General features: G+C 65.9%; 24 protein-coding genes. 13 read left to right on the top strand and 11 right to left on the bottom strand.

Going from position 1 to position 23,646, the window contains the following annotated elements:
• The first annotated feature begins 91 nt into the window (after positions 1-91).
• Positions 92-496, top strand: coding sequence for a hypothetical protein (locus ACQPW1_RS19520; protein WP_433664121.1), 405 nt, complete (start codon positions 92-94; stop codon positions 494-496).
• Between the two features lie 61 nt (positions 497-557).
• Here the strand turns inward: ACQPW1_RS19520 and ACQPW1_RS19515 are convergent, their stop codons facing one another.
• Positions 558-740, bottom strand: a complete 183-nt coding sequence (locus ACQPW1_RS19515) for a hypothetical protein (RefSeq protein ID WP_433664120.1) — start codon at positions 738-740, stop codon at positions 558-560.
• 181 nt (positions 741-921) lie between these two features.
• Between ACQPW1_RS19515 and ACQPW1_RS19510 the strand changes: the two genes are divergently transcribed.
• Complete coding sequence (locus ACQPW1_RS19510) at positions 922-1,662, top strand: SDR family oxidoreductase (RefSeq protein ID WP_433664119.1); 741 nt, start codon at positions 922-924, stop codon at positions 1,660-1,662.
• Between the two features lie 24 nt (positions 1,663-1,686).
• Here ACQPW1_RS19510 and ACQPW1_RS19505 read toward each other — a convergent pair whose 3' ends face one another.
• The 3 genes from ACQPW1_RS19505 to ACQPW1_RS19495 all read right to left on the bottom strand — a co-directional run bounded on the left by ACQPW1_RS19505 (position 1,687) and on the right by ACQPW1_RS19495 (position 4,960).
• Positions 1,687-2,382 carry an LmeA family phospholipid-binding protein gene (locus ACQPW1_RS19505; protein ID WP_433664118.1) on the bottom strand — a complete coding sequence of 232 codons (696 nt, stop codon included), beginning with the start codon at positions 2,380-2,382 and terminating at the stop codon, positions 1,687-1,689.
• Positions 2,383-2,535: 153 nt separating this feature from the next.
• Complete coding sequence (locus tag ACQPW1_RS19500; RefSeq protein WP_433664117.1) at positions 2,536-3,237, bottom strand: hypothetical protein; 702 nt, start codon at positions 3,235-3,237, stop codon at positions 2,536-2,538.
• A gap of 619 nt (positions 3,238-3,856) precedes the next feature.
• Positions 3,857-4,960: an ArsR/SmtB family transcription factor gene (locus tag ACQPW1_RS19495; RefSeq protein WP_433664116.1), complete on the bottom strand. Its 1,104-nt coding sequence runs from the start codon at positions 4,958-4,960 to the stop codon at positions 3,857-3,859.
• A 138-nt stretch (positions 4,961-5,098) separates the two neighbouring features.
• Here ACQPW1_RS19495 and ACQPW1_RS19490 point away from each other — a divergent pair, with 138 nt between their 5' ends.
• Positions 5,099-6,163: an MFS transporter gene (locus ACQPW1_RS19490; protein WP_433664115.1), complete on the top strand. Its 1,065-nt coding sequence runs from the start codon at positions 5,099-5,101 to the stop codon at positions 6,161-6,163.
• A gap of 130 nt (positions 6,164-6,293) precedes the next feature.
• Here the strand turns inward: ACQPW1_RS19490 and ACQPW1_RS19485 are convergent, their stop codons facing one another.
• Complete coding sequence (locus ACQPW1_RS19485) at positions 6,294-6,431, bottom strand: hypothetical protein (protein WP_433664114.1); 138 nt, start codon at positions 6,429-6,431, stop codon at positions 6,294-6,296.
• Positions 6,432-6,604: 173 nt separating this feature from the next.
• Positions 6,605-6,916, bottom strand: coding sequence for an EthD family reductase (locus ACQPW1_RS19480; RefSeq protein ID WP_433664113.1), 312 nt, complete (start codon positions 6,914-6,916; stop codon positions 6,605-6,607).
• 152 nt (positions 6,917-7,068) lie between these two features.
• On the opposite strand from ACQPW1_RS19480, the gene ACQPW1_RS19475 reads away from it, so the two are divergent.
• Positions 7,069-8,049, top strand: a complete 981-nt coding sequence (locus ACQPW1_RS19475; protein ID WP_433664112.1) for a LysR family transcriptional regulator — start codon at positions 7,069-7,071, stop codon at positions 8,047-8,049.
• 102 nt (positions 8,050-8,151) lie between these two features.
• Here ACQPW1_RS19475 and ACQPW1_RS19470 read toward each other — a convergent pair whose 3' ends face one another.
• Entirely contained in the window at positions 8,152-8,367 is a 216-nt protein-coding gene (locus tag ACQPW1_RS19470) for a hypothetical protein (protein ID WP_433664111.1), read from the bottom strand.
• Positions 8,368-8,723: 356 nt separating this feature from the next.
• Between ACQPW1_RS19470 and ACQPW1_RS19465 the strand changes: the two genes are divergently transcribed.
• Together ACQPW1_RS19465 and ACQPW1_RS19460 are read left to right on the top strand one after the other, a co-directional pair.
• The gene (locus ACQPW1_RS19465) at positions 8,724-9,383 is read left to right on the top strand and encodes a response regulator transcription factor (protein ID WP_433664110.1); all 660 of its coding nucleotides are present in this window, start codon (positions 8,724-8,726) and stop codon (positions 9,381-9,383) included.
• Positions 9,380-13,225, top strand: coding sequence for a transposase (locus ACQPW1_RS19460; protein ID WP_433664109.1), 3,846 nt, complete (start codon positions 9,380-9,382; stop codon positions 13,223-13,225). Before ACQPW1_RS19465 ends, ACQPW1_RS19460 begins: the two co-directional genes overlap by 4 nt.
• A gap of 540 nt (positions 13,226-13,765) precedes the next feature.
• Here ACQPW1_RS19460 and ACQPW1_RS19455 read toward each other — a convergent pair.
• From ACQPW1_RS19455 to ACQPW1_RS19445, 3 genes are read right to left on the bottom strand one after another with little or no spacing between them, the layout of a single operon-like run.
• The gene (locus ACQPW1_RS19455) at positions 13,766-14,533 is read right to left on the bottom strand and encodes a DUF6745 domain-containing protein (protein WP_433664108.1); all 768 of its coding nucleotides are present in this window, start codon (positions 14,531-14,533) and stop codon (positions 13,766-13,768) included.
• A gap of 24 nt (positions 14,534-14,557) precedes the next feature.
• A complete protein-coding gene (locus tag ACQPW1_RS19450; RefSeq protein ID WP_433664107.1) occupies positions 14,558-14,776 on the bottom strand; it encodes a hypothetical protein in 219 nt (72 codons plus the stop codon).
• A 47-nt stretch (positions 14,777-14,823) separates the two neighbouring features.
• Positions 14,824-15,150: a hypothetical protein gene (locus ACQPW1_RS19445; RefSeq protein ID WP_433664106.1), complete on the bottom strand. Its 327-nt coding sequence runs from the start codon at positions 15,148-15,150 to the stop codon at positions 14,824-14,826.
• A gap of 152 nt (positions 15,151-15,302) precedes the next feature.
• Between ACQPW1_RS19445 and ACQPW1_RS19440 the strand changes: the two genes are divergently transcribed.
• From ACQPW1_RS19440 to ACQPW1_RS19415, 6 genes are all read left to right on the top strand, one after another.
• Positions 15,303-16,280 carry an STM4015 family protein gene (locus tag ACQPW1_RS19440; protein WP_433664105.1) on the top strand — a complete coding sequence of 326 codons (978 nt, stop codon included), beginning with the start codon at positions 15,303-15,305 and terminating at the stop codon, positions 16,278-16,280.
• Positions 16,273-17,400 (top strand): STM4014 family protein, encoded by a 1,128-nt coding sequence (locus ACQPW1_RS19435; RefSeq protein ID WP_433664104.1) that lies wholly within the window; start codon positions 16,273-16,275, stop codon positions 17,398-17,400. Before ACQPW1_RS19440 ends, ACQPW1_RS19435 begins: the two co-directional genes overlap by 8 nt.
• Positions 17,387-18,208, top strand: a complete 822-nt coding sequence (locus ACQPW1_RS19430; RefSeq protein WP_433664103.1) for an STM4013/SEN3800 family hydrolase — start codon at positions 17,387-17,389, stop codon at positions 18,206-18,208. Before ACQPW1_RS19435 ends, ACQPW1_RS19430 begins: the two co-directional genes overlap by 14 nt.
• Positions 18,205-19,545, top strand: coding sequence for an STM4012 family radical SAM protein (locus ACQPW1_RS19425; protein ID WP_433664102.1), 1,341 nt, complete (start codon positions 18,205-18,207; stop codon positions 19,543-19,545). Before ACQPW1_RS19430 ends, ACQPW1_RS19425 begins: the two co-directional genes overlap by 4 nt.
• 3 nt (positions 19,546-19,548) lie before the next feature.
• Positions 19,549-20,421: an STM4011 family radical SAM protein gene (locus ACQPW1_RS19420; protein WP_433664100.1), complete on the top strand. Its 873-nt coding sequence runs from the start codon at positions 19,549-19,551 to the stop codon at positions 20,419-20,421.
• A gap of 184 nt (positions 20,422-20,605) precedes the next feature.
• Positions 20,606-21,316 carry a DUF2306 domain-containing protein gene (locus tag ACQPW1_RS19415; protein WP_433664099.1) on the top strand — a complete coding sequence of 237 codons (711 nt, stop codon included), beginning with the start codon at positions 20,606-20,608 and terminating at the stop codon, positions 21,314-21,316.
• On the opposite strand, the gene ACQPW1_RS19410 is transcribed toward ACQPW1_RS19415, so the two are convergent.
• Positions 21,279-22,229 carry a DMT family transporter gene (locus ACQPW1_RS19410; protein WP_433664098.1) on the bottom strand — a complete coding sequence of 317 codons (951 nt, stop codon included), beginning with the start codon at positions 22,227-22,229 and terminating at the stop codon, positions 21,279-21,281. The two genes, ACQPW1_RS19415 and ACQPW1_RS19410, sit on opposite strands and share 38 nt — an antisense overlap.
• Here ACQPW1_RS19410 and ACQPW1_RS19405 point away from each other — a divergent pair.
• A complete protein-coding gene (locus tag ACQPW1_RS19405; protein ID WP_433664097.1) occupies positions 22,228-23,637 on the top strand; it encodes a PLP-dependent aminotransferase family protein in 1,410 nt (469 codons plus the stop codon). The genes ACQPW1_RS19410 and ACQPW1_RS19405 overlap by 2 nt on opposite strands.
• Positions 23,638-23,646: the final 9 nt, after the last annotated feature.

Raw genomic sequence — 23,646 nt, 5'->3', positions numbered from 1 at the left:
GGGTGTCAGGTCGGTGTCAGCCGGCCCGGCCAAAGTGTGTACATCGAACAAAACGGCCCAGTGCCACAAACGATTTCGAGGAGTACACGACATGTCCAGCACCATCACCCTCACCGACCAGGACAAGAGCACCCTGCGCACCGCCGCCTACGGCGCCGTGTCACTGATGGCCGCCGCCGGCGCGCCACACAAGGGCATCAGCCACGGCTCCATCGCCCTGGCCTCGGCGACCGGACTGGTCGGGCACGTGCTCGCCGCCAAGTCCAAAGACATTCACCTGCAAGGTAAGACGGTCGCCCAACTCGCCGACCAGGTGCTGCCTGCCCTGTCCGCGGCCATGCACCTGCTGGGCGAGCAGCATCCGGGCGAGGCCGACAACTTCCGCGACACCGTCCTGGTCGCCGTCGAAGCCGCCGTCCAGGCCCGCAAGGGTGAGGCAACCCCCGCCGTGGCTGCGATGGCCCGCAAGATCACGGCGGCACTCGACGCCGCCTGACGGATGCGGGTCGGTGTAGTTCAGCCGGTCGCGGGGTCCTGTCGGGGCCCCGCGGCACGGTTCAGTTTCCGCAATCCAGCCAGTATTTCGGTGGCAACTGCGTCATGACTACCGGGTACTTGATATTCCATTGAGGCGGCGCTGACGGACCGTTCTGGATGTTCCCGACCACGAACAGCCCGCCGATTACGATCATCACGGCCAGTACCCCGCGCAGCATCGAGACTTTCTCCGCGTTGGTCATCACACACCTCGATCGCTCCCCGTAACAGGTCAATCGCGTTCGGCACCACCGTGTTACGCGGGCAGCGCAAGTTGTTCACCTCGATTTGCCAACCGCCGATCCGCTTTCCGGGCGGCCGCGAGACGTCGTTACCGTGAGTTGTCATCGGACAGTTGTCGGACCAGGCGAGGAGACGTCTCGAATGAGCAGCATGGACAGCAAGGTCGTCGCCATCACGGGAGCCAGTAGCGGTATCGGCGCGGCAACCGCGCTGGAGCTGGTGACCCGCGGTGCGGCAGTTGTGCTGGGCGCCAGGCGAACTGACCGGCTCGGCTCGATGGTGACGCGCATCCGGGCTACCGGCGGCCGGGCCGAGATGCTGGAGGTCGACGTCACCAAGCGAGTCGATCTCGAGGAGTTGGTGACGCTGGCGGTGGACCGATTCGGGCGTCTCGACGTCTTGGTGAGCAATGCCGGAGTCGCCCGGATAGCGCCGATGGCCGACCTCGACGTCGACAGTTGGGACGCGATGATCGACGTCAACCTGCGCGGTGTGCTGCACGGCATCGCCGCCGCGCTGCCGGTGTTCCGCCGTCAGGGCCGCGGGCACTTCGTCACTACGATATCGACGGCAGGGCTGAAAATCGTTCCGACGCAGGCTGTCTACGCGGGGACCAAGAATGCCGTGCGCACGCTGTTGGAGGCGCTGCGCCAGGAGTCCACCGACGGCGTGCTGCGCACGACCTCCATCTCACCGGGATTCGTCCGCACCGAACTCGTCGACTACCTGGACAACCCGGAACAGCGCGAACAAATGCAGCAAAGCATGGCGAATCTCGGCATCAGCCCGGATGCCGTTGCGCGCGCCATCGCGTTTGCCATCGAGCAGCCCGATGACGTCGAGATCGGCGACATCACCATCCGGCCCACCAGACAGAGCTGACCGCAGGTACAGCCGCGCCTGTGCTTACGGCAGGTCGGAGAAGCGCACGTCGTGGGCGACGGCGGTGACATGGAGGCCGTCGGCGCCCGGCTGGATTGCCGTCAGTTTCGCGCCGAGTGGCAGCCGCTGTAGGGGCACGGTGAAGGTGAGGGTTCGGCGGAGCATGGCCAGGGGCATTGTCGGTCCGCCTGCCGCGGACTGGACCGAGACAGGAGTGACCTCGATGCCTTCGTCGGTCGGTGCGACGGTGACGACGATCGTCGCCGGCACCTGGATACCCTCCACCGGGAATGTCCCGGTGACGCGCAGCCCGTCCGGGCTGTTGGAAATCGACTCCACGCCCGACGGCGCGAAGCCCTGCACGGTGTCGTAGGGCACCACGGCCGTCGCCGTCGCGGTGGCCGCGACGAGGTTCGACGTGCGGTTGTTGAGCAGGTCGGTCAGCGGCGCGGCTACATCGATCAGCGTGACATCGAGGTTGTGCACCGAGAGGTTCTGCCCGCTCCAGTCGCCGACTCGGATGTCGATGTGGTGATAGTTGCCGTCGACGGCCTGGGTCAGGAACGGGAAACCGCCGATGTCGACGCTCGGTTGGTTCGGCAGACTGTAGTCTGCGGCGATCTTGCGCCCGATCTCGTTCTGCGCCATCCCCACCGCGACGCGGTCACCGACGATCAGCGCAATCACCAGCACAACGATCAATATCAACAACGCACGCATGTGCTCACCCGCTCGGTCATCCCCCCATCATGCTGTGCATCGCGGCGGGCCACCGCGCCGCGACCGATTCAGTCTGCGGACCCGGCGCGTCACAACCATCCGAAACCGATGCACGGAGCCGGCCTGCCGCGCACATCGTTTGGGGCCGTCGGGTCAGGCGGCGGGTTTGGCGCCGAGCTTGCCGACGACCGCGATGGTGATCGTGGAGTGGCCCATCACCTGGCCCGCGCGGAAGACCACCGCCGGATTGGTCTGGTTGCCCTCGCCGAGCACCATGTCGCGAACCATGGTGTTGCGGGTGCCGATGATCTGCTCGCTAACCGGATCGATGATGATCTCGTTGAGTTCGGTACCTTGCGGCAGGTAGCGGGTGCCGTCCACGAAGCCGAGCGCGGTGCCCTTGCGCCCGTCCAGATTCGGCACGTTCTCCTCGACCTTGATCCCAGGCATCCGCAGCAGCGCTTGGTGCAGCACGGCGCGCAGGTCCTTCGGCACCCTGCCGGTGGAAAGGAACTCCTGGGCATCACCGAAGGCATCGAGTTCCGGACTGATCTTGGCGTCGGGACTGGGGCCTTCCTTCAGCTTGGCCAGCAACGCGTCCGGGTCCCGCGGTAGCGCGGCAAGGAAATCCGGTGTGGGCCGGTGCCACTCGCCCTCGATCGGGCGGCACGCGGGTTTGTCGACGTTCACGCCCATATAGCTCCACGACCCGCAGGCAGCCCGCCATTCTCCGTCGAAAACACCCTGCTCGAACCACTGCTGTTTCTCGGGGGTGTCCTCGCTGGCGGGGATTATCTTGAACGGCCGGGCGTGATCGCGGCGTTCCATCCATTCGTCGGTCCAGACAGCCGGCATCCAGATTTCCCGCGTCGACTGCCCTGGTAAGCCACGTCGCCCCGCGAATTCCCGATCCCGTCGCCGCGACTCCCGACGTAGAGGTACTGGCCGGAGGCCAACCCCTTGTCCGGGTCGGCAGCGATGGAGAGTTGGGCCGCCGGCGGGGATTGGTCACCACCGGCCGCGGTGCAGGCCGCGGCACCCGCGATCACCACGGCGGCTGCGACCGCCATCGGCAGCCATCGGGATCTGCGCGAGACCGGCTTTTCCTCGCCCTGTGGGCGGAAATCATTGTTGATCATCAAGAGAACACACTCCATTCGGCCTGTCTGTGGAACACGCTCTCCAGAGAACCAACACCGCGACCGACCGGCGTCATCGAGCTGTCATCAACCGCTCATCGATCTCATTCCCGCAGGTAGCGGAAGAACTTCCGGCGGACCCGGTGACGAGTCTTCAGGTCTGCTCAACTGGCTCGTAGATATCCGCTTCGACGCCGAAGGTCCATGTCAGCTTCGTGCAGGCCTGCGGATTTCGGAAGAAGCCGCCGACTGTGGTTCGGCAACACCACCGCGATCGACTGCTGGACAAGATCGCCGCTTCCAGCGCGCAGAAGACCCTCGATGGTTACGACGTTTCAGATCCGGCGCTGGTGCCCGCGGTCGGGTTGCTCCGAGAGAAGGCGAATACCCAGGGCAGTAACGACATACCGGACGTTGCGCCCCGATCGTTCCCGAGCGACAAGCCCGCAATCGCGCAGTACGCGGAGATGTTGCGACACCGCGCTGGGCGTGACACCGAACATTCGAGCCAAGTCCCCGGTCGTCGCGGGGGATCGCAATGTTTCGAGCAGTTCGGTCCGCACCCGTCCGAGTAAGCGGATCGTGCTGGCTGCGGGCGTCTGATTCCCTGCAGTCCACAGTGACCCGATACCCCGTGCCGGATACCGCACTGTGGTCTGCGTGGACGTGCTCTTCTTGATCAGCACTTCCGGAGGGCAGAGAACGACGGGGATCAGGACAAGCCCGCGCGGTCCGAGACACACTGGACGTTCGCTCTGCCCTCGCGGCCGCTGCAAAATCAGCCGACCATCACGCCAGTGCAGATCCGAGTGCAGATCGGCGAACAGCTTCTCGGCACCACCGGCGACCAGATGTTTGGCGCGATAGCTGACGTCGGCGTCGAGGACGGCCCTGATGCGTGACCAGTGCGGAGCGATGAGCCGGTCATGTGCCGCATGCAATTCCGTCGCGATCGCACTCAATCCCGCGATCGGCCGCGCGGCGAGCGAGGCGACGTTCTCCGGGAGGGATTCCCCGAACACGCGGCGAAGGCTAGCCCGCACCTGCCCGGCGCTGGTGCGTTGCAGCGCTTCCAGATCGTCGATGATCGATGACTCGGTGCCCACCGGCGCGGGGACCAGGAATTCGGGCCAGCTCGCTCGCACGTTCGCGACCAGCGGCCAAGTAGCTGGAAGGTCGAGTGGATCCCCGGCAAGCTCATCGGTCGCCCATCGCAGCCATGGCAGGTTGCTGGCCTGCCGCTGGCGACCCGCCAACTGTTGCAGCGCGGAAACCGTCTCTGACAGAGGCGAAATCGCGAAGCGGGTAGCCGCCAACTCGGCAACGCCCAGATCAATCCGCAACGTCATCATCCGAGTGTGTAGCACTGACCTAAATACTGTCGCGACGGCGCTTGAAACCAGACGATCTCGCCATGACTCGGACACATGCAGAACCACGCCTATCTCGTGCCTACTGGCGATCGTGGTTGGCGACAGGCATCAGCAACATCGGCGATGGAGCCTTCACAGCCGCGGTCCCGCTACTGGCAGTGACCATCACCCACGACCCGCGGCTCATGTCGGTCGTAACTGCCGATGTATCTGCCCTGGTTGCTGCTGTCCCTGCAAGCAGGCGCGGTGATAGACCGACGCGAGCCTGTCGGCCTCATGTGGCGCTCGCAATTGATACAGGCAGTGATCGTCGGCGTCGTCGCGATCCTGGCCGTATTCGACCACGTCGACATCTGCGTGCTGGCGTGCGCCAGCTTCGGGTTAGGGGCGTGCGATGTCGTCTTCAGCATCGCGTCCCAAGCGATCCTGCCGGACATTGTCGCGAAGTCGTTGCTACACAAGGCGAATGGAAATCAGCAGACGTCGGTGACGGTCGGCAAGCAGTTCCTGGGACCACCATTGGGCAGTCTCCTGTTCGCTATTACCGCGGCGCTGCCGTTCGGGATCGACGCTGCCACGTTCGTTGTGTCCGCCGTACTGCTGTCAACGCTGCCCCGGCGTCGAAGACCAACGGTCCAGCATCGACCAATCACAGAGGGCTTGCGTTGGTTGGCCTGTCACCGGCTGCTGCGCACGCTCGCAATCCTGCTCGGAGTCAACACTTTCTGCGGCCAACTCGGCAACGTAGTACTCGTCTTGCTCGCGACTCAGACATTGCGGGTCGACACCGCCGGCTACGGCCTGCTGCTCGCAAGCGCCGCTACCGGCAGCGTATTCGGCGGTCTGATCAACGCACGCATCATCGACAAGATCGGCGCGCTTCCCGCTCTTCTCACCGCGCTCGCCACGAACGTCGTTGCCTTCGTTGGCATCGGACTGAGTCCGAACAGTTTCGTGCTGGGCAGCATGCTGGCTGCCAACGGCTTCGTCGTCACACTCTGGAACATCGTGGTCGTCAGCCTCCGACAAGAAATCGTGCCGACCGAACTCTTCGGACGAGTGAGCAGCGTCTACAAGATGCTCGGCTGGGGGCTGATTCCGGTCGGCGCGCTGATCGGCGGACTGGTCGCGCACCTACTCGGACTGCGCGCACCGTATCTCATCGCAGGCGGAGTCCGAGGGATCGCTTTACTGCTCGCGGTACCCGCCCTATGCCGCGCGATGCGTGACCGGCCGCAGGCCAACAAACACCAATCCGACCTCACCTGATCCAAATGCGCTGTCCGCGTACGCTCAGCAATCCGCGCTCCCGCTGACTTCGGGATCGGTGGGCAGCGCCACATATCGGTACAGCCGGAAAGGCGCATCCGCGTCGGCAGAAGCGCTCCGGCTCCGATGGTCAGACCGGTTCGAGTCGAACTCCCTCGACCGTCATCTTCGGGCCGACGAGTGCGATCGCGGCGAGAATGCGGTCGTCACCGAGCCGAAGCCCGAGAACCTCGAGCAGCGCCGCAATCTCGCCCCCGACGACAGTCATATCCCCTACTCCGACTCAGCTCACGCCGATCAACAGTTCGGGCACCCGATCGAATCGCCCGGCCTGCAACATCGGCCACCGAATGACCCCCGCTCTCCGATGACACCCGCTCGTTGGCAGAGGCGGACATTCGCGAGAACGACTGCTGGCCAATGTTTGCGTACCGTCCCGCCTCAGCCGGTGCCCTCCTGCACCGGATAGTGGATGACGACCGCACCGCCGGTGGCGTAGTTGGCGACATCGGCGGCCAGCCGCTGGCCGTGCGCCGACGCCTGTGCCGCGGCCATGGCGGTGGCGTCAGCGAAGTCGGCTTCGAAGACCGCGAAATACGGCGTTTCTCCCTTGGTCGCCGCCACGTCGAAGCTGTAGCGCCACGCAAGCAGGCCGGGCCAATTCATGACCAGTGGAAGGTGGTTGGTCACGTAGTAGTCGCGGAAGTGGTCAGGGTCGGCGGGCTCGGGATACAGGACCACCAGCTTATGCATGACTGCCTCCTGCATCGTTCATGAGTGCGGTGTCCGGTACCGCGGTCGGTTGAATCGTCATATGCGCAGGTTAGGGCTTGATGTGTGACCAAGGGAAAGACCGGGACGAGATAGGCTCAGAACGGATCGTTATCAATCGAGGGGGAGGGCATGTGGCGCCGGATACGGTGAGCCTGCGGTACTTCCTGGTGCTGGCGCAGGAGTTGAACTTCACCCGCGCGGCCGCACGGATCGGTATCGCGCAGCCCGCACTCAGTGCCCGGATGCGCCGATTGGAGGCGGAACTCGGTGCGAGCCTGCTGGTTCGTGACACGCGTAGCGTCGTATTGACCACGGCCGGTGCGGCTTTGGCGGAGTCCGCGCCGCCCGCGCTGGCGGCGCTGGACCGGGCATGGGACACCGCGCGGAATGCGGGGGCCGGCGAACTGGGTACGCTGCGCATCGGATACAGCCTCAGCACGGGGGCCGAGACGGCACCGGCACTGGTGGACAGGCTCATTCGCAGCAGCCCGGGACTCGAGGTCGGCGCGGTCCCGATGGCGACACCGGAGATCTCCCCCGCGGTCGCCGACGGCCGCATCGATGCGGGGATCACCCGCGGTGAACAGCCGGGTCGTGGCGTGCGCCGGTTCCTGCTGCGGCGTGAGCGCGTCGGTGTCCAACTGGCACAGCATCATCCGCTGGCCGAACACCCGGAGATCGAGATCGCCGATGCGGCCGCGTATCCGCTGCGACTCCCCGACCGTACAGCCAACCCCGTGATCCACGATCAGCTGTCCGCACTGTTCCGCGACACCCGGCCGAACCCCCGATTCCGCACGCCCGCAGTCTCTTTCGACATGTTTCAGCGCGACCTACGCGACGGGCTCACCCTCGCCCCGGCCAGTAAAGCCGCTGGTCCCGGCACTACCGGCCGGTCTCACGTGGCGACCGCTGCAGGGCGCACCCACCTTGACGATCCACCTGGTCCTCCCGCGCGTGCAGTCACCACTACACCGCCGCATCCGTACCGTCGCCAAAACCCTGGCACACGAGCTGCACTGGCTGCCGGACTGACGCGCAGCAGGTCACGCGAGACGGACGTCGCGGTGGTGGCGCAACACAGGCTCCGTCACACGGTATGGGCGGAGTGACAAAGGCCAGCGTCGGAATGCGGCTGGTGGGCAGTCGAGGGACCCATCCGCCCCGCCAACGCATAGGCGCTGGCGAGATCGTTGCGGTGTGTTTATGGCCGTTCAGCCGAGGTACTTGTCCGGGCAGTGGCCGTAGTCGGCGCGGATACCTTGTCGCAGAAGGGTATCGGGGAGTGCCGCGTAGAACTTCTTGAGGCGGGGCTCGCCGAACCACCCTGTCGGCAGGCAGCCGATGCTGAACGAGCAGAGCCTCTCATCCTCGTAGAGCCGGACGACGTAGATTCCGGCCGGTGCGCCGTTGCTGGATCTGAACGTCATGGTTTCCACGTCGATCTCAGGCCGCATCTGCGGTGCCGCGGACCTCGGACGGAGCACGTCGCCGCCAAGCGCGAAGGGACCGTCGGGCGGATGCCAACTCGTGTTCCCAAACAGGCCGAGCACGATGGGCTGAACTGTGCCCAACGAAGAATCGGTGTCAAGCCAAATCCCGGACATGGTATTTACCTTTCGCATTACGATGATTCGGACTCGACGCTACGAGTAGCTCCCAGCTGTGACCAGACGCGATTTTCGAGTGTCACCGCTGACCCACGTCACGCTGGATCGCTGACGCGGGGTGACCTGAACTGCGATGATTTGCCAATGACCGATCCCGTGGATCCGCTGGGGGCCGTATGAGCAGTACGACCGGCGTCCGCATCGGTGTCGTCGAAGATCATGAATTGTTGATCGATGGCCTCCGACAAGCCCTGGGTACGGCGTCCGATCTGACGATCGTCGCGACCGCCGCCTCGGTCAGTTCGCTACTATCCCTTGCGATTTCGGTGGACTTGGTGGTGCTCGACCTGTCCCTGCCGGATGAGTCGACGCCCCACGACAACGTCGAACAGTTGCGGTCGGCAGGAATCGGCAAGGTGTTGGTGCTCACCACGGGCGATCGGCCTGATCTGGTTCGCGAGGCTGCTCGCGCCGGCGTACTGGGCGTGGTTCGGAAATCCGAGTCCGCGCAGGCGATCTGCGACGCGGTGCGAATGGCCGCCAGCAATCAGCCCATCGGCACCATCGACTGGGCTGCTGCCATTGACTGCGATCCGTCCCGCCCGCACCTGGCGCCGCGGGAAGAGGAGGTACTGGCGTTGTATGCCGCCGGCGAGTCCGCAGACCAAGTCGCGGCATTGATGGAGATCAGCAAGAACACCGTGAATCAGTACCTCACCAGAATTCGAGTGAAGTATGCCGCTGCCGGTTCGCCCGTGACCTCCAGAGCTGATCTCCGCTATGCGGCGCGGCGCGACGGTTTCGTGTCCCGGCTGTGGTGGCGTCGAAGGAAATGACCAGCCCGGCGGGGAGAGTCGGCCGGACCGACTACGAACAGGTCCTGCGCTCCCTCGCCCGACTCATCGCCGTCGGATACCTCGGGTACGCAATACTGCTCGCGACCCGGGTGCATGCCAACTCCGCCTTCGTCGCGCGATGGTGGACCGTCGCCGCCGTGTTGCTGACGCTGATCCTCCCGCCGGTGTTGCTGGCGTTGTCGGCGCGGTTCGGCACAGCGACAACCATCCGCCACGCCGGGGTGTTCGTTGCCGCAATGTTCCTAGGGGTGGCGCTTTTGTGGCCGTGGGCCTGGCGCGGTGTTCCGCTGCCGGAATCCCTCTGGATGGCGTTCATTCCAGGGCTGGCGGCGATGGCGGCGGCGCTGGCATGGCGATGGTGGATCACGGTGTCGTACCTGCTGGCGGCCACTACGACGGCGCAATGGCTCAACCAGCATCGGGAGGCCGCAGCCAACTTCGCGTTCGGCTTGGAGTTGCTCTACTCCTTCGGGTTCTCGCTCGTTTTCGTCGCCATGATCCTCGAAGGTCTCCGCACGGCACGTGGCCTGGATCTGACCCGGGTGGCCACCGAACAGCAAGTGGCTGCCACCACCGCGGCGGAAACGCGTGCGCGCCAGCGCCTCGTGCACGCGGCGCTCGTGCACGACTGGGTGATCACTACGCTTCTCGCCGCCGCGAAACTCCCGCATAGCGAACGACTCCAGCGGCAGGCAGGGCAAACTCTCGCGAAAATGGATTCGATTCCGCTGGTCACCGAGCAGGTAGCGGTCACCGCCGACGACGCTGTCGGCACCATTAGTTCCGCTGTCGCCGAGGTTGCCGCGACTGTCGAAATAGAGGTGTTGACCAATGGCACAGGTGGTGATTTCGATGCCGACGCAGTGCGTACGGCGGCAGCGGGGGCCGCTGAAGCCGTGCGAAATAGTTTGCGGCACAACACGGCCAACGTGCGATGCCGTGTGCGTGTGATCATCGAGGCACATCTATTCCGGATTCTGGTCACCGACGACGGAGCCGGATTCGACGCGGCCGAGATACCGGCGGACCGGTTCGGCGTGCGCGGGAGCATCGACCAGCTGAACCACCTTGCGGGTGGGACCGTCACGATCTATTCCGTGCCGGGGCGGGGAGCCCGGGTGACCTTCGAATGGCGGCGGCCCACGAAGAATGATCCGCCGGACATTCGGGTTTTTCTCGGTATCAGAACACCCGCGGCCGCCGTTGTCACCGTGCTCTATCTGCTGGGGATCACCGCGCTCGCCATCATGAGCACGTCCGGCCCCCTCGGCTGGCCTGCCACCGCGGCACTGCTGCTGTATGCCGCGATGGCAGCAACATTCATCACAGCACCACGAGATCCCTTGGCGCCGTGGGCGGTCGGAGCAGCCGCACTCGGGCCGCTCGGCGCGGCCACGGCGTTGTGGGGCATGGATCCACTGCACTCGCCTGAGCAACTGTGGCCCGCGTCGGCGACCGCGGCGATCTATGCGCTACTGATGCTGCGCGGCCGTACCACCGTCGCATGGCTCGGCCAGGGGTCGGTCGTGGCGATCAGCGCGGTGTGGGCCCAATCGCACGGTTTTCCGGTATTTCCGCTGGTTATCGCACGATTGGCGGACTTCGCACCCTTGATCGGCTGTGCGGCGTTCGCCGCTATGGTCCGGCCTCGACTGCACGCGATCGTAGAGCTTCGTCATCACGCACTGCAGTTGATGAGACAGGAAGTCGCCGCACACACCGCGATCAGCGAACGCCAAGGCCAGCTGAAACACTTTGACAAGATCACACGACCACTGCTGTCAAGAATCGCACGGAGCGAACCGCTGAGCATCGACGAACGCCGTAAGTGTCTACTCGTTGAAGCTCGGCTCCGTGACAGCCTGCGGGGTGGAATCCTATCCACACCCGCACTCGCACAACCGATTCAGCGGGCTGTTGCGAAATGGTGGGTGGGTGTTGTCCGGCCGCGTAGCGGCCGGGCAACAGGATTTGTGGGTTGTTGGGTGTGTCGAGGGTTGGTGATCGATGATGTGTTGGTGGCCAAGGGTTATCGCTGGGTGGATCGTGATCAGCAGTTTTTGATGCCGCCGGATATGCGTGAGTGGTTGAGTGATTCCGATCCGGTGTGGCTGGTGATCGAGGCGGTGGCGGGGTTGGACACTTCGCGGTTGCATGCCAAACGCCGCACTGGTGGTGTGGGGCGTGCGGGGTATGACCCGGATATGTTGCTGACGTTGTTGATTTGGGCGTGGGCCCAAGGCCAGCGGTCCTCGCGCAAGATCGAGTGGTTGTGCTCGCGTGATGTCACCTTCCGGGTGATCTGTGCCGGGGATGTGCCTGATCATGTGACCATTGCCCGGTTCCGTGGCGAGCTGGCTGATGTGGTGGAGGAGTTGTTCACCCAGGTCCTGGTGTTGTGCGCGCGTCTGGGTATGGGCCGGTTGGGGGTGGTGGCGATGGATTCGGTGAAGATCGCCTCGAACGCGTCGTTGAGCGCGAACCGCACCGAGGAGGGGTTGCGGGCGGCTGCTGGCGAGCAAGCCGTCGCTGATGCGGCGCGGGCGGCCGCGCGGGCGGCCGCGCGGGCGGCGGCGGCCGAGCATGCGGCCACCGATGCCGCCGAGGACGAGCAGTTCGGGCCCGATGAGCGTGGTGGGGGCATGTCCACGGAGTTGGTCGAGCCCTCGGCTCGGGCGGCGCGGATCGCTGCGGCGTTGGCGGAGTTGGAGGCTGAAAACGCCGCTCGCGCCGAGGCGCGTGAGGGGGCCGGGGCCCGTCGGCGCGAGCGTGAGCAGGCCAGGCAGGTCGCTCGTGATGCGATGGTCGCTGACTATCAGCGCCGTCGTGACGAGCGGGGGCCCCGGGTCGGGTTGCCCCCGGCCGAGATCCGGGTGCAGGTGCTGACCCGCAACTGGGAACAGGCCCGCGCCGCGCAGCAAGCCAAGATCGAGCGCTGGCTGGCGGCGGGCGGGCGCGGGCGCCGGCCCGCCCCGGTGGATGAGGAGTACGCGGTCAAACGCGTGCGCCGGGCATTGGATCGTGCGGTCGCCGCGCAGGCGGTAACCGCGCAGGCCGAGGCGGTGACCCGGGCTGGGGCGGCCCGCAAGGCCGCCGAGCGGGCCGGCAACGATAAAGACGCCCAGCGCAATATCACCGACCCCGAGTCTCGCCCGATGCCGCTGCGCGGCGGGGGATGGTTGCAGGGATTCAACTGTCAGGCCGTCACCTGCGGCGACGGACTGATCATCGCTACCGGGGTCGCCAACAATCCCAGCGACTGTCCCGCCTTCGCCGAGATGATGGGCAAGGCCGCTACCGCCGCCGACCTCATCACCGCCCACCATCCCGTAGACACACACGAAAACCCTGCTATCGCAACACTTCTCAACGACTACACGGCCGCGGTAACAGCCCCGGCCGGTCCCGACACCACTGGTGAAACCTCACCCGCCCCGATCGGAATGCTGCTCGCCGACGCCGGCTACCTGAGCACCGATAACCTCACCGCCGCCGGGCCCGCCCGGCTCATCGCCATCGGCAAACGCCGTGACCTGGCCACCGCCGCCCGCACCCGGCCCACCACCGGCCCCCCGCCCACCGACGCGCCGGTGATCGAGCAAATGGATCACCGGCTGCGCACACCAGAAGGCGCCGCCCTCTACAAACAACGCAGCCACATCGCCGAAACCCCCTTCGGCCACGCCAAACACAACCTCGGCTTCCGACGCTTCACCAGCCGCGGAACCAGCCGGGCCGCAGCAGAATTCAGCTTCCACGCCCTCGTTCACAACCTGTTCAAAGCCATCGGAACCCGCCACCTCACCCTGGCGCCCTGCTGACAAGCAGGACCGGGAGGATCTACCAACCCCGTGTTGCCGGCCACTACGCGGCCCGCAACACCAGCACCCATTTCGCAACAGCCCGTCAGGACGCACGCGAACGCGGGGTGGAGGTATTGCTGTACGACGATCACGGGGCCGACGATTGCGCAGCCGCCGACCACGAAACGATCTTCGCGGCCGTTGCCGCCGAGCTGGCCGTTGTCGGCGTGGGGCAGGTCGTCGTCCGCATCCCGCCACCCGGCCGGGATATCCTCACGACAATCGTCGTCCGAACACCTACAGGCACAAGAAGACGCACAGTTGCCCGCAGTAGCCCGCTCCCCGTGAGCACGAGCGGAAACACCGGCAGTTAGCAGCCCAAATACTTTGCGGCGCAAGCGATGACGCCAATAGCCGACACTCGCGGTGTAAGCGCTTCGGCCGCGCTGCAGGTCGTTCGCGACGCCGAGGATGTCGCGAACGACCTGCGGCGCAGCCGTGGACCCATCGGCGCCACCACGACCGACTCGACGGTTCTGCGGGGTAACCCGAGGGTGTTCAGGTCTGCTGAACTGGCTCGTAGACATCCGCTTCGAGGCCGAAGGTCCATGCGACTCCTTCGCGGGCGGTGCTCGTCGTCGGAGGTACTCGTAGCCAGTAGGTGCGGTTGGTGCCATCGGGTTCGGGGGTGGAATTCACTACCTCGACCATTGCTACGTCCTCGTCTCCGTCGAGTTCGATCCGCCACAGCACGCCGGTTTCGTCGCGGTGTATCGGGCACGCGCCGGATTCGTCGAGGTAGCGGTCGTAGCCGTAGTACTCGAGCATGATGCGGCGGAGTTCGGCGTTCTCTTCCGCGCGGATCTGCTCGGGCGTCAATGACCGCAGGCTGTCGAGGAATTCGGCGCTGACGGACATGCCGCGCCAGGCGTGTAGTTCAAAGCCGTCGGTGTACGCCAGTGCGGGACCGTCGCCGCGGTCGAGGCGGCCTGCTTCGTCGCGGTGTAGTTCGGTCGGGCGTTCGCTGATCAGGGCGATGTTCTCGTACGGCCACCACCAGCCCGTTTCCCGTGCGACCGCGGCCAGTCCGCCGAGTGGCGAGCTCGCGTCGGTGTCGAATGCGCACAGCCATGCGGCATCGTGTTGGCCGAGTACGGCGTCAAGCAGCAGCAGCCGGACTCTAGTGCGTTCCTTGGGCTTGCTCGCCGCGGCTTCGATGACGCCCTCGCGGATTCGGTCGACCACGGTTCGCGTCAGCTCCCACAGGTCCGCGCCGATGGACTGCCAATGTTCGTTGAAAGCCTTCGGGCCCAACTCCGCGTGCACCCGTGCACGTTCAGCCGCCCACGGTCAGCTGCGCAGCGCCTCGCGCACACTGACGCCGCGGTCCCCCAACTCCCCCGCCGACAGCATCCGCACCGCCGCCAAAGGCGAAGCGGCCCAGATGATTCGCTCGGGCTCACGCAGTCCCGCCTGCCGGTAGGCAGAGCGCACCCCAGCCTCCGCCGCCGCCCGATCGCCGGCGCCGGTCTTGGCCGAAATCGACCGCCACACCTCATGTTCCGTCACGTCTTCGCTCTTCCTGTACTCGTCCAAGGTTTCTGACACCATGTCGTTCAGTCGGCAACGATCCGTACCGAACCCGGCACATACTCACGCTGGCGCACCACCCGATACCACCCTTGCGGCAGCGTGATGGCCGCGTGTTCCTCGTGTACGACGCGCCCACCCTCGGGTAGGTGCAGCAGCATCGGCCCGAACGCGCTCGCCTCGCGAATCAACCTGCCGGGACTCGGAATCGCGTGCGCGTGGCCGGTGACTTCGCCGAGCGCGAGGATCAATCGTCCCCGGGCGTCGCGGGGCTCCGACGCGGCGTGCACGGCCGTTTCGGGTACCGCGCTCGCCGCCAACGGAACGATCAGGACGTCGCCTTGCCGATACATGATTTCTCCTCCCACCGCAGCCCGAAGTCGGTGCCATGCCGAGGACGGTAGCGGCGGGCACCGACAAACCACGCCCGGTTCCCGGCTTGTCGGTGGGGCTTGGTAGAAAGCAGCTGATCACCATCCACACAGGGCGAAAGGTGCGGGGAAGCATGACCGTTGGGGAACACTTGGAAGCGCTCGGCGGCCTGCCCGCGTTCGACTTTCCGACCGCCGATTCGGACGGCACGAAGAAGGCGGCGGACGCCGAGAAGCTACCTGCGCCGGACTCGGTCGCGTGGCGCGTCGCCGCCTATGACGAGAGTGATTCCTGGGTCGAGGCCTTCGAGGAGTTCCTCGACACTGTCGACAGCACCCAGGTGCAGGCGTTCATCGTGGGTTGTTGGCCCGATGCGTACGACACGAGGCCGGATGCGGTATTCGACGCCTTGGTCGCCGCCAAGGATCGGCTGCCCGCGTTGCGTGCGTTGTTCCTCGGCGACATGGTCGCTGAGGAGTGCGAGATCTCCTGGATCCATCAGGGGCGGCCGACGGTGCTGCTCGAGGCCTTCCCGAAGTTGACCGAACTCGGCGTGCGCGGCGGCGACGAGCTGGAGTTTCCGGCGATACGCCACGAGTGCCTGGAAAAGCTGACCGTGGAAACCGGTGGTCTGGACGCCGAGGTCGTGCGCGGGATCGCCGAGAGTGACCTGCCCGCGCTGACCCATCTCGACCTGTGGCTCGGCACGACGGAGTATGGCGGTGATGCCGACGTCACCGATCTCGCCCCCATCCTTGCCGGGACCAGGCTGCCCAGCCTGAAGCATCTGGCGTTGCGCAACAGCGAGATCCAGGACGACATCTGTGCTGCGCTGGCGTCGGCTCCGGTGGTGGCTCGTCTCGACGTCCTCGACGTTTCCATGGGGGTACTCACCGACGACGGCGCGGCGGCCCTGCTCAGTGGACAGCCCCTCAGCCATCTGACTTTCCTTGACCTGCACCACAATTACCTGTCGGAGGCGATGCGTACTCGGCTGACCGAAACGCTCGAGCCCGCCGGGGTGCGGCTGAATCTGGATCCCGATGACGCCGACGAGGAGGAAGACGAGGACGAGGGCACCGTCTGGCGCTACGTCGCCGTCAGTGAATGAGTCGGTGGGGTCGTCGCCGCGCTGGGTAGTCGTCGGCAACAGCGAGAATCGCCGGGTCGGGTTGTTCATCGAGGTCGCGCGGGCGGCAGGTGTGCCCGAACCGCGGGTCGTCGAATGGCGTGACGTGCTGCGCGACGGCGGACACGACTTCGCCGACGACGAGATCGTTCGGCTCGATTCACCCGGCGAGAACCAGGCGGTGGACGAACTGCTGCGCGGCGTGAAAGATCCGACCCGCGTGGAGGGTTCGGCACGGTGGTACGCGCGGTTCCTCGACGCGGTCGGATCGCTGCGCGGCGGCATCCGACTCGACGATCCGGCGGAACTGGCGGTGCTGTTCGACAAGCGGCTATGTCATGCCCGTCTGGACGCCGCCGCAGTGCCGGTGCCGCGCTCCCCCACCTCGGGTGCCGCAGCGCCCGTAAGAGGCTGGGCCGACGTGCGAGACCGCATGCGCGACGGCCTGCCCCGCGTATTCGTGAAGCTCGCGCACGGCTCCTCCGCGTCGGGTGTGCTGGCGATCGAATCGACGAGCGCGGGTAAGTGGCGGGCGACCACGTCGGTGGAGGTCGCACCCGGCGGCCTACTGCACAACTCCCTCGAGATCCGTTGCTACACCAGCGAATCCGAGATCGCCGCGATTGTCGACCGGCTCGCGCCCGACGGGTTGCACATCGAACGGTGGGTGCCGAAGGCGTCGCTGTCCAGCCGGACCGCCGACTTACGGGTGCTCGTCGTCGCGGGCCGCGCCACCCATGCCGTGGTTCGTACCAGCCGGGCGCCGATAACCAACCTGCATCTGGGCGGCACCCGCGGCGACCTCACCGCCGTTCGCGCGGCAGCGGGTAATCGCTGGGACGAGGCGTTGACGATCTGCGAACGTGCCGCGGCATGCTTCCCCGGAACGCTCTGTGTCGGCGTCGATCTGCTGCCCTCGATCGGGTGGCGTCAGTTCACGGTCGGCGAGGTGAATGCGTTCGGCGACCTCCTGCCGCGACTCACCGGATTGCCGGAAGGTCCTGCCGAGGGACGAGACACCTACACCGCGCAGCTTCTCGCAGCACCGAACTTTATTGCTTCGCAACTGGATTCATCGGAGGTGACGTATGCGACGGCCTGATATGAACGAGGCTGTCGGCCGTGACGATCTGCTGCTGCTCACCCTCGATACCCTCCGCTACGACGTCGCGGTCGAGCTCGCGGCCGCAGGCAAACTGCCCAACCTGTCCGCCCATCTCCCCGACGGCAAATGGGAACAGCGGCACGCCCCAGGCAATTTCACCTTCGCCTCCCATCAGGCGATCTTCGCCGGATTCCTACCGACGCCCGCGGCACCTGGTCCGCACCCTAGACTCTTCGCCGCGCGCTTCGCAGGTAGCGAAACGACCGCGGACGGCACCTTCGTCTTCGACTCCCCCGATCTCGTGACCGCGCTCGCGGACCGCGGCTACCACACGGTGTGCATCGGCGGCGTGGGGTTCTTCAACAAACAGGGCGCGCTCGGCAACGTGCTGCCCGGGCTGTTCGCCGAAAGCCATTGGGAGCCCGACTTTTCCGTGGCATCGCCGAGCTCGTTCGAAGCTCAAGTGGCCTGCGCCGAGAAGGCGGTCGCCGACCTCTCCGCCGAGCAGCGACTCTTCCTGTTCCTCAACGCTTCCGCACTCCATCAACCCAACTGGTTCCATCTGCCAGGAGCCACCCGCGAGACCGGCGACAGTCGCGAGACACACGCCGCCGCACTGCAATACATCGACGCACATGTAGGCCGCCTATTCGACGCGATGCGCTCCCGGCGACGCTGTTTCGCGATCGTCTGCTCCGACCACGGCACCGCCTACGGCGACGACGGCTACACCGGCCATCGACTGGGCCACGAATCCGTATGGACCGTCCCTTACGGCCATTTCTTCCTGGAGTCTTCCGCATGATCGACACCATCGCGCTACCCCGGCCCTACCAGAACTACGTGTACGCGTATCCGCACAAGACGGCGTACCGACCGCTGACGCCCCGTCCCGCACTCGCCGATCTGTGGGCAGGTCAACCGCGACAAGCGCTTTCGCTGTATCTGCACATCCCGTTCTGTGAAGTGCGTTGCGGCTTCTGCAATCTGTTCACCCGCGTCGGCGCACCGGACGGGCTCACCGGCCGTTACCTCGACGCACTCACCCGGCAAGCGCGGGCCGTGCGGGAGGCACTCGGCGACGAAGAACCGGTGCGTTTCGCGAATGCCGCGTTCGGCGGTGGCACGCCCACCTATCTAGAGGCGGCTGAGTTGTCGCGGCTGTGCGATATCGCCGAGCTGGTCATGGGCGCCGACCTGCGGTCCATTCCCCTGTCGGTCGAGGCGTCGCCGAGCACGGCCTCCGCCGATCGACTGGCCGTACTCGCCGAGCGCGGGACAACCCGGCTGAGCATCGGCGTGCAGAGCTTCATCGACGAAGAGGCCCGCGCCGCCGTGCGACCCCAGCGGCGCGCGGATGTCGAGGCGGCGCTCGGGCGCATTCGCGACACCGATATCCCGGTCCTCAATATCGACCTGATCTACGGCATCGACGGTCAGACCGAGTCGAGTTGGCGACTATCGCTCGATGCTGCGCTGGCCTGGCGGCCGGAGGAGATCTACCTCTACCCGCTCTACGTGCGCCCGCTGACCGGGCTCGGCCGACATGCCGATCCCGCTGTCGCCGACCTCGATTGGGACGAACAACGGTTGCGCCGGTACACCGAGGGCCGTGATCATCTGCTCGCGCACGGCTACCAGCAGGTCTCCATGCGCATGTTCCGGCGAACCGACGCCCCGCCGCAGGGCCCGGACGATTACGCATGCCAGACCGACGGCATGATCGGACTCGGTTGCGGCGCACGCTCTTACACCTCCGAACTGCATTACTCGTTCGACTACGCGGTCGCCATGCGGGAGGTGCGCAGCATTATCGATACCTACACCGCCACAACTGATTTCAGCAGCGCGGTACACGGGCGAGCGATCGATCAAGACGAAGCCAAGCGCAGGTATCTGCTCCAGTCGCTGTTGCAGGCGGACGGCTTCGCACTCGCGGACTATCGACTACAGTTCCACAACGATCCGTGGCAGGACTTCCCCACCGAGTTACGGACGCTCGGTGACCGCGGCTGGCTGTCGGACACCGAACCCGACCACCTACGCCTCACCCCGGTCGGCCTTGCCTACTCCGACGCGATCGGACCTGAATTCTTCTCTCCCGCAGTGCAAGCGGCAATGGCCGCGTACGAGTTGCGGTGATCCGTGGACCTGACGATCCTCTACCGCGGGCCACTCGCCTCCTGCGACTACGACTGCCCGTACTGCCCGTTCGCCAAACGCCGGGACAGCACCGAGCAACTGCGAGCGGATCGTGCCGCCCTCGAACGATTCACGGCATGGGCGCACCAGCAGACCGGCGATCGACTCTCCCTACTGTTCACGCCGTGGGGCGAGGGACTGGTGCGGTCCTGGTATCGGCGAACCCTGGTCGAGCTGTCGCACGCACCGCATATCGACCGTGTCGCGATCCAGACCAACCTCAGCTGCCGCACGAACTGGTTGTCCGACGCCGACCCCGACACCATCGCCCTCTGGTGCACGTATCACCCCGGACAGACTCCCTACCAACGTTTTCTCGACAAGACCGACCAGCTGGCCAGTTCCGGCATCCGCTTCAGCGTCGGAATCGTCGGCATGCCAGAGCATTTGGAGCACGCGCAACGGTTGCGGAAGGATCTCCCCGACCACGTCTACCTCTGGGTGAACGCCGCTGAAGGCTACACCTACACCGACAACCAAGCCGACGACTGGACAGCGCTCGACCCGCTGTTCCCCTTCAGCCGTCACCCGCACAACTCTGCCGGACAGGCGTGCCGAACCGGGTCGTCGGTCATTTCCGTCGACGGCGACGGCAACGTCCGACGCTGCCATTTCGTGCGAGACACGTTGGGGAACCTCTACGACAACTCGTACCGCAGCGCGTTGACGCCACGCGCCTGCCCGCTCGCCGTGTGCGACTGCCACATCGGCTACGTGCACCTGGAAACGCTGCCGCTCTACGACGTTTTCGCGGGCGGTGTCCTCGAACGCATTCCCAGCCAACTCGGACCTGTCGACCTCGCGATCCGCACATAAACCGAACATGTGTCGCGGGCTCTCCCGCAACCGTCACCTCACGATCCAAAACTTACACCCGTTACCTCTTGCCTCAGATCAACTTACAGCCGTAGCCTTACTGTCGTTAGCTCAACAGATCGGGCCCGCATCCGATCACCGCAGCAGCACACAGCAACCGGATCTGAGCATTGGAGTTCTTCGCATGTCCGCAGTCATGTCGCAGCCCGTCCGCCGCCGCTGGTGGTGGTTCCTGTGGGGTCTCCTGGCCGCCCTCGCGATCGGCATCGCGGCCTACTTCGTGACGCCATACCTGTTCGGCGGTTCGACCGTGCCGGTCGACAGGGGCATCCCGGGCTATTACGTGAGCCTGGTGGTGCACGCGGCCCCGGCCGGCCTGGCGTTGATCATCGGACCATGGCAGTTCGTGCCGCAGTTGCGAACTCGTTTTCCGAAGTTGCACCGGACAGCAGGCCGGGTCTACTTGATCTCGGTCGTGGCAGCCGCAGCCGCGGCGTCGTACGCCGCCGCCGTGACGCCGAGCGGTTTCCCATTGCAGGTCGCGTTCTACATGCTGGTGGTGGCCTGGCTGTACACCGCCACGCAGGCCTATCGAACGATCCGCCGCCGTGAGATCCAGTTGCACCGGATCTGGATGATCCGCAACTACGCGTTGACCTTTGCCGCCGTGACCCTGCGTCTGTACCTACTCGCCGGTACGGAGGCAGCCAAGTTCATCCCGTCACTGGAGTACCGCGATATCTACACCGCGAGCGCGTGGGCCTCGCTCCTCGGCAACGTGCTCGTCGCCGAATACTTCATCATCCAAACCACATTGGCCCCGCTGGCCCGCCGAGCGCGGCACAGCGTCACCACGGTTACCGAGACACCGCAACCGTTGAGCCAAGCCCACTGACGCCGAGCCGGGTACGCACCGCACCACCCGCGCACGCGATGACCGCGAGCCCGCCCGCGAACGTGAGCCAGCCGATGTGTTCCCCGAGCAGTAGCGCCGCCCAGCAGATGCTCATGACCGGCTGAACGAGCTGAACCTGACTGACCCGGGCGATCGGGCCGATCGCCAAACCCCGGTACCAGGCGAAGAACCCGAGATACATGCTCACCGCCGAAAGGTATGCGAAGCAAGCCCATTCGACTGCCGTGCCCGACGGCGCCTGACGGGCAACGGCAACTCCGGCCAGCACGAGCATCAGCGGCGAAGAGAGGACCAATGCCCACGACACCGTCTGCCAGGACCCGATCTCACGGGCGAGCAGCCCGCCTTCCGCATACCCCACGGCGGCCGCGAGCACCGCACCGAACAGCAACAGGTCGGCCCAGTGGACTCCAGCGAAACCACCGCCTTGCAGCAGTGCGAACCCGACTGTCGCGACCGCGCCCGCGAGGGAGAAAAGCCAGAAGGCCGGCGCGGGCCGTTCGCCGGTACGCAGCACAGCCACCACCGCGGTAGCCGCCGGAAGCAGCCCGACCACGACGGCACCGTGACTCGCGGGCGTCACCGTGAGGGCATACGACGTGAGGATCGGAAAGCCGAAGACAACTCCTGCCGCGACGACACCGATCCGCTTCCACTGCGCGACCGAAGGCAGCGCTTGACGCGTGACCACCAGCGCCACACCCGCCAGCACCGCGGCGACCACCGCACGACCCGAACCGATGAACAGCGGTGAGAGCCCGCCGATAGCAACGCGGGTGAGCGGCATCGTGAACGAGAACGCCGCGACACCCACGAATCCCCAGACCAACCCGGTCGATGTGGACGATAGCGGAACCCAAGCATTGACAGTAGCGCTACTCTTGACTGACATGTTCAACGATAGCAGCACGCGAATCGCCAACGGCATACGCGCGTGGATCGCCACTGCGGCCCCGGGCGCGCAGCTGCCGTCCACCCGTCAGCTGGTGACGGAATACGCCGCCAGCCCGGTAACCGTGCAGAAGGCCCTGCACGCCCTCACCGCCGACGGCCTTATCGAGAGCCGCCCAGGAGTCGGCAGTTTCGTTCGTGCGCCACGGCCCATGCGTCCGCAGGATTTCGGTTGGCAGACCGCAGCTTTGGGCACTCCGCGCCGCACCCTGCCGAGCATCGGCGGCACCATGCGCACCGCGCCACCTGACGCGCAGGCTCTGCATTCCGGCTATCCCGAGCCAGACCTGTTGCCCGAGCGGCTGATTCGCGCAGCCCTGACGCGCGCGGCGCGCGGATCAACTGCCACGTCACGACCTCCCGCCGCGGGCCTTAACGACCTCCGGAACTGGTTCGCGACCGAGTTGGCAGACAAGACACCTGCCGGGCATGCGTCCCCCACCGCGAACGACGTGGTGATCGTCCCCGGCAGCCAAAGTGGGCTCACCTCAACGTTTCGCGCATTGGTCGCCCCGGGACACCCACTGCTCATCGAGTCCCCGACGTACTGGGGCGCGATCCGCGCGGCACATCAGTCCGGCGTCCGACTCGTTCCCGTACCGAGTGATGCCGAAGGACCCGATACCGCCGGACTGGATCGTTCCTTCCGCGAGACCGGTGCCAGAGCCTTCTACGTCCAGCCGAACTACGCGAATCCCACTGGCGCACAATGGTCCCCGGACCGCGCCGACGCCGTACTCGAGGTCGTCCGGTCCCACGGCGCGTTCCTCGTCGAGGACGACTGGGCCCACGACTTCGGCATCGATACAGACCCGCGGCCAGTAGCAGCCCAAGACAGCACGGGCCACGTCGTCTACGTTCGGTCCCTGACCAAGAGCATGTCACCGACCATCCGGATCGGCGGCGTCATCGCCCGCGGTCCCGCCCGCGACCGAGTCCTGGCGGACCAATCCGCCGAGTCCATGTACGTGAGCGCGCTCCTCCAGCAAGCCGCGCTCGAGGTCCTCACCGATCCCGGCTGGAAGACCCACCTACGCCGCCTCCGCGGCCAACTCCGTGAACGCAGAGACCTGCTCATCGACAGCCTGAACGCGCACGCCCCGCAACTCCGAATCGACCACGTGCCGAAGGGTGGACTCCATCTCTGGGCACGACTGCCGGACAACACGAACACCGACCAACTCGTCCGCGACTGCGAGACCGGCGGTGTGTACGTCGCATCCGGTCACGAGTGGTTCCCGGCCGAACCCTCGGGCCCTTACCTGCGCCTGAACTTCACCGGCCCGAACCCGAACGGATTCCCGGCGGCCGCGCAGACCATCGCCGCGGCGCTCGCCACCCAGCACTGAGCAGCCACC

It is taken from the genome of Nocardia sp. CA-128927 (genome assembly GCF_050955855.1).
Taxonomy (GTDB): Bacteria; Actinomycetota; Actinomycetes; order Mycobacteriales; family Mycobacteriaceae; genus Nocardia.
Note: the sequence above shows the minus strand (reverse complement) of the source record. Positions and strands in the feature narration are given on the sequence as shown.